Genomic DNA, 12,681 nt, shown 5'->3' on the forward strand with positions numbered 1-12,681 from the left:
GAGTGCGATCATGCTGAACAAAAAAGACCAGCGTGTGCGTCGTTCGCGTCAAACGCGAATTCGCATCGCCACCCAAGGAGTTGCCCGTCTGTCGGTCAACCGTACCAATCTGCACATCTATGCACAAGTGATCTCCGGCGACGGCGCTACTGTGTTGGCTTCGGCCTCCACCGCAGAAGCCGATGTGTCCAAAGCGCTCGGCGGCAAAGGCAGCAATGCCGCAGCAGCCACCGCAGTGGGCAAGCGCATTGCTGAAAAAGCAAAAGCCGCTGGTGTTGAGAAAGTTGCTTTCGACCGCGCAGGCTTTGCCTACCACGGCCGCGTCAAAGCTTTGGCTGAAGCAGCTCGTGAAGCTGGTCTGCAGTTCTAAGCAAGAGTTCAAGCGAGAAATTTATGGCTAAATTACAAGCAAATACTCCAGCAGCAGGTCCAGAAGACGGCATGCGCGAGAAGATGATTGCGGTCAACCGCGTGACCAAGGTGGTCAAGGGTGGTCGTATCCTCGGTTTCGCAGCGCTTACTGTTGTGGGTGATGGCGACGGTAAAGTTGGCATGGGCAAAGGCAAATCGAAAGAAGTGCCAGTGGCTGTGCAAAAGGCTATGGAGCAAGCACGTCGTGGCATGCTCAAGTGCTCCCTGAAAAATGGCACGATTCACCATCGCGTTTACGGTCAGCACGGCGCATCCAATGTCATGATGTCTCCAGCCCCTAAAGGTACAGGCATCATCGCTGGTGGCCCTATGCGCGCCGTGTTTGAAGTGATGGGCATCACCGATATCGTGGCCAAGAGCCATGGTTCGACCAACCCTTACAACCTCGTTCGCGCTACGCTCGACGCTTTGGACAAGTCCACCACCGCTGGTGCTGTGGCAGCCAAGCGCGGCAAGAGCGTTGAAGATCTGTTTGCTTGATTGGAAACATCATGACAACGCAAGCTAAAGTTAAAGTGCAACTCGTTCGCAGCCCCATCGGTTGCAAAGAGTCCCACCGCGCCACCGTGCGTGGCCTGGGTCTGCGCAAAATGAATTCTGTTTCTGAAATTGAAGACACGCCAGCAGTGCGCGGCATGATCAACAAGATCAGCTATTTGGTCAAGGTGCTCTGATGCAACTCAATACCATCTCTCCAGCCGAAGGCTCGAAGAAAGCCCGTCGCCGTGTTGGTCGCGGTATCGGCTCTGGCCTCGGTAAAACCGCTGGCCGTGGTCACAAAGGTCAAAAGTCCCGTTCAGGTGGCTACCACAAGGTTGGCTTCGAAGGCGGTCAAATGCCTTTGCAGCGTCGCTTGCCTAAGCGTGGCTTCAAGTCACACAAGCTGCAATACAACGCTGAAATCACCTTGGCTACGCTCGAGAATCTCGGCGCTGCTGAAGTTGACATGCTCAGCTTGAAGCAAGCTGGTCTTGTGGGCGAAATGATCAAGGTTGTGAAGGTCGTGAAGACTGGCGCGCTCACGAAAGCTGTCAAGTTGACCGGTATTGGCGCAACCGCAGGTGCTAAAGCTGCGATTGAAGCGGCTGGCGGCTCCTTGGTTTAAAGACAAGATTTAAGGCATTCCCGTAGTGGCAACCAATCCTTCTGCAATTGCAAAAACAGGTAAGTTCGGCGATCTGCGTCGCCGGCTCGTCTTTTTGTTGCTCGCGCTGATTGTTTACCGCATTGGCACGCATATTCCTGTTCCAGGTATTGATCCAACCCAGCTGAAAGCCTTGTTCCAAGGTCAGCAGGGCGGCATTCTCGGCTTGGTGAATATGTTCTCTGGCGGGGCTTTGTCTCGCTTCAGCGTCTTGGCCTTGGGCATCATGCCCTACATCTCGGCTTCAATCATCATGCAGTTGCTCACCTATGTGGTGCCCAGCTTCGAGCAGTTGAAGAAAGAAGGCGAAGCAGGTCGCCGCAAGATCACGCAATACACCCGCTACAGCACCTTGGGTTTGGCAATTTTCCAATCCCTGGGTATCGCCATGGCGCTGGAAGGTTCGGCTGGTCTGGTGTTACAGCCTGGTTTTGGTTTCCGTATGGCGACTGTTGTTAGCTTGACAGCTGGCACGATGTTCCTCATGTGGCTCGGTGAGCAAATCACAGAGCGTGGTTTGGGCAATGGTATTTCCATCATCATCTTTGCAGGTATTGCAGCAGGTCTGCCAAGCGCGATTGCTGGTCTGCTGGAATTGGTGCGCACAGGTGCGATGAGCATCATTGCAGCCATCATCATCGTGGCACTGGTTGTTCTGGTGACCTACTTTGTGGTGTTTGTTGAGCGTGGTCAGCGTAAGATTTTGGTGAACTATGCACGCCGTCAGGTGGGCAACAAGGTTTACGGTGGTCAATCATCCCATCTGCCATTGAAGTTGAACATGGCTGGCGTGATTCCTCCGATCTTTGCTTCTTCGATCATTTTGCTGCCTGCTACCGTGGTGAGCTGGTTTAGCACAGGTGATTCGATGCGTTGGTTGAAAGACATTGCAGGTATGTTGACCCCAGGTCAGCCGATCTACATCATGTTCTATGCGGCAGCGATCATTTTCTTCTGCTTCTTCTACACAGCCTTGGTGTTCAACAGCCGCGAAACGGCCGACAACCTCAAGAAGAGTGGTGCATTCATCCCCGGCATTCGCCCTGGTGACCAAACCGCTCGCTACATCGACAAGATTTTGCTCCGCTTAACGGCAGTGGGCGCGGCTTACATCACAGCAGTGTGTTTGTTGCCTGAGTTTTTGATTCTGAAATACAACGTTCCTTTCTACTTCGGCGGTACCTCACTGCTGATCATTGTGGTTGTGACGATGGACTTCATGTCCCAAGTTCAAAATTACATGATGAGCCAGCAATACGAATCGCTTCTGAAGAAAGCCAATTTCAAAACCTCTTAACTGAGATGAGTGAATGGCAAAAGACGATGTGATTCAGATGGCGGGTGAGATTGTGGAAAACCTTCCCAATGCCACCTTCCGAGTGAAGTTAGAAAACGGGCACATTGTGCTCGGGCACATTTCAGGCAAGATGCGCATGCACTACATCCGCATCCTGCCCGGTGATAAGGTCACCGTGGAGTTAACACCTTACGATTTGTCTCGGGCACGTATTGTGTTCCGAGCCAAGTGATTGGATTGAAACGAGTTTTAGGAGAATGACATGAAAGTTTCGGCTTCGGTCAAGAAAATTTGCCGCAATTGCAAAATCATCCGCCGCAAGGGTGTGGTTCGCGTGATCTGTACAGATCCACGCCACAAACAGCGCCAGGGTTGAAGAGCTTTAACGATTTGAAAGTTTAGAGGACTGATATGGCACGTATCGCTGGTATCAACATTCCGCCGCACCAACACGCTGAGATTGGCCTCACCGCCATTTTCGGCATTGGCCGCACCACAGCTCGCAAAATCTGCGAGGCCACTGGCATTGCCTACTCGAAGAAGGTCAAAGACTTCACCGACGGCGATCTGGAGAAGATCCGTGATGCCATCGCTGGCATGACGATCGAAGGTGACCTGCGCCGCGAGACGACGATGAACATCAAGCGTTTGATGGACATCGGCTGCTACCGTGGTTTCCGTCATCGCCGTGGTCTGCCCATTCGCGGTCAGCGCACCCGCACCAACGCACGTACTCGCAAGGGTCCGCGTCGTGCAGCGCAGTCCCTCAAGAAATAAAGCCTGTAAGAGAGAAACACGATGGCTAAACAGCAAGCATCCGCAGCAGCCGCAACACGCGTGCGCAAGAAAGTCCGCAAGAACATTGCTGACGGTATTGCCCACGTCCATGCGTCGTTCAACAACACCATCATCACGATCACCGATCGCCAGGGCAATGCTCTGTCGTGGGCATCGTCAGGTGGTCAAGGCTTCAAGGGCTCACGCAAGTCCACCCCGTTCGCAGCCCAGGTGGCTTCCGAGCAGGCTGGTCGCGCCGCCATGGAGCAGGGCATCAAGAACCTCGATGTTGAGATCAAAGGCCCAGGTCCTGGCCGTGAGTCTTCTGTGCGTGCACTCGGTGCTCTCGGCATCCGTATCACGTCCATCCGTGATGTGACGCCTGTGCCTCACAACGGCTGCCGTCCACAAAAGCGTCGTCGCATCTAATTTTGTTCCCCGGCTTGAGCCGCGAAACGTGCTGAAATGCATGTTCGCGGCTTTGGCTATAATAGAGGGTTGCGTCGTCTATCGGTGCAAACCCGCAAGCCCACCGCCAGCATCGTCTCAAGCACCGTTTGAACCTTACTGGCTCCAGCAGCTAGTCCTGTTGTAGTTAAATTTAAAGGAAATTCCAAGTGGCACGTCTCTTAGGCCCTAAGGCCAAACTCTCCCGCCGTGAAGGCACGGATCTGTTTCTGAAAAGCGCTCGTCGCGCGATTTCGGACAAAGCTAAATTTGATTCCAAGCCCGGCCAGCACGGCCGCACCAGCGGTCAGCGTACGTCTGACTTCGGCTTGCAACTGCGCGAAAAGCAAAAAGTCAAGCGCATGTATGGCGTGCTCGAGCGCCAGTTCCGTCGCTACTTTGAAGAAGCTGATCGCCGCCGTGGCAACACAGGTGCAAATTTGCTCTTCATCCTTGAGTCCCGTCTCGACAACGTGGCCTATCGCATGGGTTTTGCGTCCACGCGCGCTGAAGCACGTCAACTCGTATCGCACAAAGCGATTCTGGTCAACGGCAAGCCAGTGAACATTCCTTCCATGCTGATTAAGGCTGGCGATGTGATCTCTGTGCGCGAGAAGAGCAAAAAGCAAGTGCGTATTACTGAAGCTCTGCAGTTGGCAGGCCAAATCGGCTTCCCAGCTTGGGTCGAAGTCAGTGCTGAAAAAGTAGAAGGCACGTTCAAGAAGTCCCCAGACCGCGACGAATTCGCTTCTGACATCAACGAATCGTTGATCGTCGAGTTGTATTCACGTTAATTTTTTTGAAGGCGGTGCGTCTATGCGCATCGTCATCAGCCCCTTTGTGGAGACGTTCACAAAGGATTTCCAGCCTTATCGGTGTAACGAGCCGAGGGCACACACAAGGAAGACTGCATGCAAACCAACCTGCTCAAACCCAAGACGATCCAAGTAGAACAGCTCGGCGGCAACAAAGCCAAAGTCACCCTCGAACCTTTCGAGCGCGGCTATGGCCACACGCTGGGCAACGCGCTGCGCCGCGTGCTCCTCTCGTCTATGGTGGGCTATGCACCAACGGAAGTAACCATTGCAGGCGTTCTGCATGAGTTCTCCACCATTGACGGCGTGCAAGAAGACGCCGTCAACATCATGCTCAACCTGAAGGGCGTGGTCTTTAAATTACACAATCGTGATGAGGTCACGCTATCTCTGCGTAAAGACGGCGAAGGCGTTGTCACCGCTGGCGATATCCAGACCCCGCACGACGTTGAAATCATCAACCCTGATCACGTGATCGCGCACCTGTCGCAAGGCGGCAAGCTCGATATCCAGATCAAGGTCGAAAAGGGCCGTGGCTATGTGCCTGGTAACGTGCGTCGCTATGGCGATGAGCCGAGCAAGTCTATCGGCCGTATCGTGCTCGATGCATCTTTTGCACCGATCAAGCGCGTGAGCTACGCCGTGGAAAACGCTCGCGTTGAGCAGCGTACCGACCTCGACAAGCTCGTCATGGAAATCGAAACCAATGGCGCAGTCACCGCAGAAGATGCAGTGCGCGCAGCGGCGAAGATTTTGGTGGAGCAGCTTGCAGTGTTCGCACAACTCGAAGGCAGCGAGCTCGCCGCGTTTGATGCACCCGCTCAGCGCAGCAGCCAGCAGTTTGATCCTATTCTGCTCCGCCCCGTGGACGAACTCGAGCTCACCGTGCGCTCAGCCAACTGCCTCAAAGCAGAAAACATTTACTACATCGGTGATCTGATTCAGCGCACCGAGAACGAGTTGCTCAAGACCCCGAATCTGGGTCGCAAGTCACTCAACGAAATCAAGGAAGTCTTGGCCTCTCGCGGCCTGACCCTCGGTATGCGTTTGGAAAACTGGCCACCCGCTGGTTTGGACAAGCGTTAATTTATAAGCAAAGTGCACCAGCGCGTACCTGATCCGGCGCGCTGTTTATATATTGAAAGGAAAGCACCATGCGTCACGGAAACGGACTTCGTAAACTTAACCGCACCAGCAGCCATCGCCAAGCGATGCTGCGCAACATGATGAACTCGCTGATTCAGCACGAGGCCATCAAAACAACTTTGCCAAAATCAAAAGAGCTGCGTCGCGTCGTCGAGCCAATGATCACTTTGGCTAAAGTTGATAACCTGTCGAATCGCCGCTTGGCATTCAACCGCCTGCGTGACCGTGATTCCGTGACCAAGTTGTTCACCGATCTCGGCCCTCGTTTCAAGACGCGTCCAGGCGGCTACACACGTATCCTGAAAATGGGTTTCCGTGTCGGCGACAACGCACCGATGGCTTTCGTTGAGCTCGTTGATCGTGCTGACACGTCTGCAGAAGTGCCAACCGCTGAGTAATTAGCAGAGTAAATATACTTTGCCGCGTTGCAGCAAACAGCTAAGCAACGCGGTAAAATACAAGTATTGACGCGGAGTGGAGCAGCTCGGTAGCTCGTTGGGCTCATAACCCAAAGGTCGTTGGTTCAAATCCAGCCTCCGCAACCAAACTTAGAAAATCGATAAGCCTATCGATTTTTAGTCAAACGCCAGCTTCAGCTGGCGTTTTTCTTTGTGATTCCAAACGGGATACATGGTTTTGTCGGTATCGAGTATCCAAAGCAAGCTCTCTTGCGGATAATCAAACTATGCGAAAAAGCAAACTCCAATCCGTCACCATCGGTGGCAATGCCGATGAGATCGAAGCGCAGTTTTATGATGCGCTGCGCGCTGGTGACGTTGATAAGCTCATGCTTTGCTGGGCGGATGAAGATGAGATCAGCTGCGTTCATCCAGGCGGTTCGCGTATCAGTGGTGCAGGGGCGATTCGTGCAGCTTTTGATGCGATGTTCAGCAATGGCACGATTCGCGCTACACCCATGCGTGTGCGCAAGATTGAAGCGTTATCTAGCAGCGTGCATAGTGTGATTGAAAAAATTGAAGTGATGACGCCCGACGGTCCGCGTGAAGCCTACGTGATCGCTACGAACGTGTATCACAAGACAGCGCAAGGCTGGCGTATGGTGGCGCATCATGCAAGCCCAGGCACGGCGCGTGAGATGCAAGAACTCTCTGATGCACCGATGGTGCTGCATTGATCGTGGTTTTTCTTGCATTTTTAAGCTCTTTTAGGCGAATTGCCGGCGTGTATGCTGCGCAGAGTGCTACTAAATTAATAGTGGTTGGTATTGTGCGACGAGGTGTATGTTGATGGACTATCGAGCACCGACATGGCTGCCCGGCGGCCAATTGCAAACCATCTGGCCAGCTTTGTATTCGAGCCGGCATGAAGCAGTCGCGCCGAGCTTCAAGCGCGAACGTTGGGCAAGCCCTGATGATGATTTTGTGGATGTAGACTTCACAAAGCACGAGGTCAAACCCGATGCGCCGCAGCTTGTGCTCTTTCATGGCCTAGAGGGCTCATCGCAAAGCCACTATGCGCAGGCCTTCGCCGATTGGGCGAGGCAGCAGGCAATGCCCTACGCTGTGCCACATTTTCGTGGCTGCAGTGGCGAGATCAATCGCGCACCGCGTGCATATCACTCGGGTGATTATCAAGAGATCGATTGGCTCTTGCGCCGCATTAAAGCGCGCGAGCCGCAGCGCAAGCTCATCGCTGTAGGTATCTCTCTAGGTGGCAATGCACTGATGCGCTGGGCGCAGGAGATGGGCGCTGAAGCCAGCAAAATAGCCAGTGCCGTGGCCAGCGTTTGCTCGCCACTGGATTTAGCTGCAGCGGGGCATTGCATCGGTTCAGGCCTGAATCGCCGCATTTACACGCCGATGTTTCTGCGTACGATGAAACCCAAAGCCATGGAGCGGCTCGCTTTGCATCCCAAGCTCTTCGATGCGAAGGCTTTGCAAGAAAGCCGGGATCTTTATGAGTTTGACAACATCTTCACCGCGCCCTTGCATGGTTTCAAAAACACCGAAGACTACTGGGCACGCGCCTCGGCCAAGCCGCGCATGGCTGAGATCCAAATTCCTGCACTCGCGCTCAATGCGCTGAATGATCCCTTCATGCCTGCGAGCAGCTTACCGCAGCCCGGCAAGGTCGGAAAGCATGTGACGCTGTGGCAACCCAAGCATGGCGGCCATGTAGGCTTTCCCGGCGGTAAGTTTCCCGGGCATGTGCATGCCATGCCGCGCGCAGTCGGTCAGTGGCTCTTGCATCATGGATGACATTGTTTTACAAGCCATGGCCAAATGGCCGAATGTGCCGGCCTGCACGGGCTGGCTGGGCCTGGATGCGCGTGGGCAATGGTGGATGCGAGATGATCGCTCGCAGGCTTGTGGCGCTTTCTCTAGTGGGCAGCCAGGTGCGAAAGGCTCGATGCTTTCGCATGAGAAGCTGATTGCTTTTATTGCTCGCAATTATCTTTGCACGGAAGAGGGTGCATATGCTGGCCAATGGTATTTTCAGAACGGCCCGCAGCGCGTGTATGTGGAGTTGGAAGCCACGCCTTGGGTCTGGCGTGTGCGAGATGATTTCACGATTGAAGCTCACACCGGGAAAGAATGCAAGCCGCAGCGCTGCGTGCTCGATGAGCATGGTTGCGTGTATCTGGAGACGGATCTAGGCTTTGGCCTCGTGCATACGCTCGATATGCTGCTCGCGGCTGATGCGTTGGAGCGAGGATTGTGGGTGGCGCAGGAGATGCTTCGCAGTGAATTGCCGCAGCGCTTTGGCTATGTGCGCAGCCCGCAGAAGGTGCAGGTTGCACAAGCTTGATTCGCAAGAATCACTATAAAAATAGTAGCACTTTGCGCAGATTCTACGCCGGCGATAAGCTAATTTGCCTATAAATTAGCCCGCTAGCACCGCTGCAAACACGTCTGCATCCACATTGCCACCACAGAGTGTTGTGCCTATCGTCTTAGCGTGCCACTGATCTTTCTGCTGCATCGCTGCTGCAAGTGATGCAGCGCCAGCGCCTTCGGCCACGTTGTGCGTCGCAGTGAAAAGCAGGCGCATCGCGGCTTTCACTTCGTCATCCGTGACGGCGATTACGTCATGCGCTTCTTTCACAATCACATCGAGCGCCGTCTGATCGGGCACACGGCAGGCCATGCCATCGGCAATCTGCGTCGTCACAGGTGATTCGAGGAGCTTGCGCGATTTGAAGGAATCCATGTAAGCCGTCGCATGGGCTGACACCACACCAACGAGCTTGGTCTTCAAGCCCGTATGCGCACGCGCAGCAGCAGCCGCGCAAAAGCCGGAGCCCATACCAATCGGCACATAGGTCACATCGGGCTGCACGGCTTCGAAGAATTCGATCCAATACGTCATCACGCCCAGCAGCAAATCGCGGTGATAAGAGGGCACGAAATGTAGACCACGCACTTGGGCTAATTTGGCAGCATGCTCACGCGATTCTTGAAACTCAGAGCCATGCTCGATCAGCTCCACACCGAGGGCTCGCATAGCCGCATTCTTCTCCACTGAATTGCCGTGAGGCACAACGATGGTCGCGTGCACGCCATGCTTGCTTGCTGCAAAACCAATCGATTGCCCATGGTTGCCGCGTGTGGCTGAGATCACGCCTGAAATTTTGGGCTCGCGTTTCATCAAAGCATCAAAGTAAGTCAAACCACCACGCACCTTGAATGCACCCACGGGCTGATGATTTTCATGCTTCACCCAGACCTTCGCACCCAGTGCTTCGCTGAGCAGCGGCCATTCAAATTGTGGCGTAGGGCGCAGGCTGGCATAGACGCAATCTTGCGCCGCCTTGATTTCTAGAGGGGTGAACATCTTTACTTTCTTTCTGAAATCACAAGACGCACGGCCAAACCTGTGAGCACCGTAGCCATAAAGTAGCGCTGCACACGCAGCCAGATAGGACTGCGTTGGAAAAACACCGCGATACCTGCTGCGCCGGCTACGATCAGGCCATTGACGACAAAGCTGAGCGAGATATGCGTTGCCGCCAATTGCAAGCCTTGCTGCAACACACTGCCACGCTCAGGGTGGAGGAATTGGCTGAAGATCGATGTGAAGAAAACAATTTGCTTCGGATTAAGCAAATTCGTGATCAAGCCCATGCGAAAGAGCTTGGCATAGCTGTCATGTGGCAAATCTTGCGCTTCAAACAGGCCGCGTCCGCCGGGTTTGATCGCTTGCCATGCGAGCCAGAGCAAATAAGCCGCTCCCGCATAGCGAATCGCGTCATAGAGCATGGGCATGGCAGCCAAAAGAGCGGTGAGGCCGAGCGTGGCAGCTGCGATGTGCACCACATTGCCAGCTTGCACGCCCAGCACAGACACCCAACCCGCCATACGCCCTTGGCAGAGCGCGCGAGAGACGCAATACAGCATATTGGGTCCCGGTGTGAGCATCACGGCCAGTGCGGCGACGCAATACAGGAGTAGCTCAGTGAAAGTCAGCATCACTTCTTCTCTGTCATGAGTAGGCGCACCGCAAGCGCGCCCAAGACCGCGCCCATGATCCAGCGCTGAGCGGCCATCCAAAAAGTGCTTCTGGTTAAAAACTTGGAGATGCCTGCCGCTCCCAAAATGAGGAGGCTGAATACCAGCGCGCTCATGGCGATGTGAATCGCGCCCAAGGTAAAGCTCTGCAGCAAAATCGAGCCGCGCTCTGGGTGGAGAAACTGCGGAAAGAACGAGAGATAAAACATCGCCACCTTCGGGTTAAGCGCATTCGTGATGAAACCCATGCGAAACAATGTAGCCGTATTATCAGCAGGCAAATTCCGTACTTCAAAAGGCGAATGCCCGTTGGGTTTGACCGCTTGCCATGCCAACCACAAGAGATAGCACGCTCCTGCGATCTTAAGCGCTTCAAAGGCAAGAGGCACAGCCATGAGTAAAGCGGTGAGGCCGAAAGATGCTGCGAGCAGATGCACCAAAAAACCAAAAGCCACGCCGCTCCAAGAAACGAAGCCGGCGTAATGGCCTTGTGTGAGTGTGCGTGAAATGCAATACACCATGTTGGGGCCTGGCGAGATCACCATGATGAGTGCTGCGATTGCGAAAAGCATGAGTTCAGAAAGCGTAAAAAGCATCACAGTCCTTTCGATTCAAGAGTGACGAGGCCTTTGGGTGTTTGCAATGTGGCGATCAGATTGGCTTCGCCCGTTTCAATCTGAACACCTTGCAGGCCGATGGCTTGGTACGCGGATTGCAGCTCGGTGACTTGTGTTGTCGCCATACGCAAGTTGATCAAAGAAACCCCGCTGTCAGGCATGCCATTGGCTGGGTGCACATCACCCCATTCGATCAAGGTGGGCAAGCCTCCGTTGAACAAGCGTTGCCCATCTTCGCGTACGGTGATTTGCCATTGCAACAGGCCAGCAGCTGTCATGCGGCTGGCCTGCACGGATGGGCCGCGATCAATGCCTTGCGCTTTGAGTGAAGCGCAGGCTGTGTTTACATCACTGGTATTCGCTACGAAATGCACGAGGCGTGGGCTGCGCTTAATAGTGTCTTGTAGCTCGGAAGAATCTAAGTCAAACCAGCACTTCGCCGGCGATTTAATTGCGCGAGGTGCTCCTGGATTAATAGCAATGATTTCGAAGTAAGCGCGCGGATAATTCACCGTGGCGATGCGAAACAAGCGATTGTGCGTCCCAAACAGCGGATGCTCACCGCCTGCGCCGGGTGTGATGCCCAGCGTGGCTTCGCACCATGCCACACCTTCTTGCAAAGTGCGTGCTGCGACGACGAGATGATCCACTTGTGCATTCATCAGAGCAACACCTTTCCGTCGACGCAAGTGACGCTTGCGCCACCAATCCAAATATCGGAGCCAATTTGCTCCACATGCACACGCCCTGCGCGTGCGAGCGCCGTCCCTTGCGCAGCAACGTAGTTTTTGGGTGCAAGGCTCGAGCCAATTAACCATTGCGCGATGCCTGCGTTGAGTGAGCCAGTGACCGGGTCTTCTGCCATGCCGTTGTTGCCGGGGAAGAAGGCACGCACTTCAAAGTGCGTGTCGTTGTCGTTAGATTGCGTGCCGACCACGCCCACCTTGCCTCTCGGCCCCACCACACCGATATCCAAGCCAGCGAGCACAGCCGCATCTGGCTTCAAGGCTAGCACCTGCTCAGCAGAGCGCAGCATCACGCCGCGCCAATTCGGCCCGTTGTCACACCAAGCATGTGCCACGATATCGTCGCGCTGCACTCCCAGCCCGCGTGCAATCAAGGCCACATCGGCTTCATCCAAAGCACCGCTCTTGATCAACGGTGGTGCAGCAAAAGCCAGTCGCCCATTCGCTGCATCGCGCTTGATCTTCACTAAGCCAATGCCGCATTCCTGCATGATGTATTCGCCTTGCGGCTTACCACCGGCTTCTAGCCATGCATGGCAAGTGCCCAGCGTAGGATGCCCTGCAAACGGCAGCTCGCGCCCTGGGCAGAAGATACGTACTTTGTAATCCGCTCCCGCTTGTGTGGGCGGTAGCAGAAAAGTGCATTCACTCAAGTTCGTCCAGTTCGTGAAATGCTGCATCTCTTCTGTGGAAAGGCCAGAACCATCCAGCACCACAGCCAGCGGATTGCCGTCGTAGGCGCGGGCGGTAAACACATCGACTTGTTTGAAGGGGCGTTGTTTCATCTTGAT

20 protein-coding genes and 1 tRNA gene are annotated in these 12,681 nt (G+C 54.5%); 16 read left to right on the forward strand and 5 right to left on the reverse strand.

All coding sequences use genetic code 11. The features are described from left to right. Positions 1-10 precede the first annotated feature (10 nt). The 16 genes from rplR to KIH26_RS00180 all read left to right on the forward strand — a co-directional run bounded on the left by rplR (position 11) and on the right by KIH26_RS00180 (position 8,827). Positions 11-370, forward strand: a complete 360-nt coding sequence (gene rplR / locus KIH26_RS00105) for a 50S ribosomal protein L18 (protein ID WP_213441263.1) — start codon at positions 11-13, stop codon at positions 368-370. 23 nt (positions 371-393) lie between these two features. Continuing rightward, positions 394-912, forward strand: coding sequence for a 30S ribosomal protein S5 (gene rpsE, locus KIH26_RS00110; RefSeq protein WP_213441265.1), 519 nt, complete (start codon positions 394-396; stop codon positions 910-912). Positions 913-923: 11 nt separating this feature from the next. Continuing rightward, positions 924-1,106 (forward strand): 50S ribosomal protein L30, encoded by a 183-nt coding sequence (gene rpmD / locus KIH26_RS00115; RefSeq protein ID WP_213441267.1) that lies wholly within the window; start codon positions 924-926, stop codon positions 1,104-1,106. Next, positions 1,106-1,537, forward strand: coding sequence for a 50S ribosomal protein L15 (gene rplO, locus KIH26_RS00120; RefSeq protein ID WP_213441269.1), 432 nt, complete (start codon positions 1,106-1,108; stop codon positions 1,535-1,537). The genes rpmD and rplO overlap by 1 nt, the downstream gene beginning before the upstream one ends. 25 nt (positions 1,538-1,562) lie before the next feature. Next, complete coding sequence (gene secY / locus KIH26_RS00125) at positions 1,563-2,873, forward strand: preprotein translocase subunit SecY (RefSeq protein WP_213441271.1); 1,311 nt, start codon at positions 1,563-1,565, stop codon at positions 2,871-2,873. Positions 2,874-2,886: 13 nt separating this feature from the next. Continuing rightward, positions 2,887-3,105, forward strand: coding sequence for a translation initiation factor IF-1 (gene infA / locus KIH26_RS00130; RefSeq protein WP_213441273.1), 219 nt, complete (start codon positions 2,887-2,889; stop codon positions 3,103-3,105). A gap of 30 nt (positions 3,106-3,135) precedes the next feature. After that, the gene (rpmJ, locus tag KIH26_RS00135; protein WP_012348927.1) at positions 3,136-3,249 is read left to right on the forward strand and encodes a 50S ribosomal protein L36; all 114 of its coding nucleotides are present in this window, start codon (positions 3,136-3,138) and stop codon (positions 3,247-3,249) included. Positions 3,250-3,284: 35 nt separating this feature from the next. Continuing rightward, positions 3,285-3,650, forward strand: a complete 366-nt coding sequence (gene rpsM / locus KIH26_RS00140; RefSeq protein WP_213441275.1) for a 30S ribosomal protein S13 — start codon at positions 3,285-3,287, stop codon at positions 3,648-3,650. Between the two features lie 21 nt (positions 3,651-3,671). Continuing rightward, positions 3,672-4,079 (forward strand): 30S ribosomal protein S11, encoded by a 408-nt coding sequence (rpsK, locus tag KIH26_RS00145; RefSeq protein ID WP_213441277.1) that lies wholly within the window; start codon positions 3,672-3,674, stop codon positions 4,077-4,079. A 188-nt stretch (positions 4,080-4,267) separates the two neighbouring features. After that, positions 4,268-4,891: a 30S ribosomal protein S4 gene (gene rpsD, locus KIH26_RS00150; RefSeq protein ID WP_213441279.1), complete on the forward strand. Its 624-nt coding sequence runs from the start codon at positions 4,268-4,270 to the stop codon at positions 4,889-4,891. A gap of 117 nt (positions 4,892-5,008) precedes the next feature. Then, positions 5,009-5,998, forward strand: a complete 990-nt coding sequence (locus KIH26_RS00155) for a DNA-directed RNA polymerase subunit alpha (RefSeq protein WP_213441281.1) — start codon at positions 5,009-5,011, stop codon at positions 5,996-5,998. A 68-nt stretch (positions 5,999-6,066) separates the two neighbouring features. Further along, complete coding sequence (gene rplQ, locus KIH26_RS00160; protein WP_213441283.1) at positions 6,067-6,456, forward strand: 50S ribosomal protein L17; 390 nt, start codon at positions 6,067-6,069, stop codon at positions 6,454-6,456. Between the two features lie 70 nt (positions 6,457-6,526). Continuing rightward, positions 6,527-6,603 (forward strand) — tRNA-Met (locus tag KIH26_RS00165). A 140-nt stretch (positions 6,604-6,743) separates the two neighbouring features. Then, positions 6,744-7,193, forward strand: a complete 450-nt coding sequence (locus tag KIH26_RS00170; RefSeq protein WP_213441285.1) for a YybH family protein — start codon at positions 6,744-6,746, stop codon at positions 7,191-7,193. 112 nt (positions 7,194-7,305) lie between these two features. Beyond that, positions 7,306-8,277: a YheT family hydrolase gene (locus tag KIH26_RS00175; protein ID WP_213444562.1), complete on the forward strand. Its 972-nt coding sequence runs from the start codon at positions 7,306-7,308 to the stop codon at positions 8,275-8,277. Continuing rightward, positions 8,270-8,827 (forward strand): DUF2946 family protein, encoded by a 558-nt coding sequence (locus KIH26_RS00180; RefSeq protein ID WP_213441287.1) that lies wholly within the window; start codon positions 8,270-8,272, stop codon positions 8,825-8,827. Before KIH26_RS00175 ends, KIH26_RS00180 begins: the two co-directional genes overlap by 8 nt. 75 nt (positions 8,828-8,902) lie before the next feature. On the opposite strand, the gene KIH26_RS00185 is transcribed toward KIH26_RS00180, so the two are convergent. From KIH26_RS00185 to KIH26_RS00205, 5 genes are read right to left on the reverse strand one after another with little or no spacing between them, the layout of a single operon-like run. Further along, a complete protein-coding gene (locus tag KIH26_RS00185) occupies positions 8,903-9,853 on the reverse strand; it encodes a threonine dehydratase (RefSeq protein WP_213441290.1) in 951 nt (316 codons plus the stop codon). Between the two features lie 2 nt (positions 9,854-9,855). After that, entirely contained in the window at positions 9,856-10,488 is a 633-nt protein-coding gene (locus tag KIH26_RS00190; protein WP_213441292.1) for a LysE family translocator, read from the reverse strand. After that, positions 10,488-11,123: a LysE family translocator gene (locus KIH26_RS00195; protein WP_213441294.1), complete on the reverse strand. Its 636-nt coding sequence runs from the start codon at positions 11,121-11,123 to the stop codon at positions 10,488-10,490. Before KIH26_RS00195 ends, KIH26_RS00190 begins: the two co-directional genes overlap by 1 nt. Further along, positions 11,123-11,806, reverse strand: a complete 684-nt coding sequence (locus KIH26_RS00200) for a VOC family protein (protein WP_213441296.1) — start codon at positions 11,804-11,806, stop codon at positions 11,123-11,125. The genes KIH26_RS00195 and KIH26_RS00200 overlap by 1 nt, the downstream gene beginning before the upstream one ends. Then, positions 11,806-12,675 carry a PhzF family phenazine biosynthesis protein gene (locus tag KIH26_RS00205; protein ID WP_213441297.1) on the reverse strand — a complete coding sequence of 290 codons (870 nt, stop codon included), beginning with the start codon at positions 12,673-12,675 and terminating at the stop codon, positions 11,806-11,808. Before KIH26_RS00205 ends, KIH26_RS00200 begins: the two co-directional genes overlap by 1 nt. Positions 12,676-12,681 lie beyond the last annotated feature (6 nt).

The organism is Variovorax sp. PCZ-1, assembly GCF_018413605.1.
Taxonomy (GTDB): Bacteria; Pseudomonadota; Gammaproteobacteria; order Burkholderiales; family Burkholderiaceae_C; genus JANMDU01.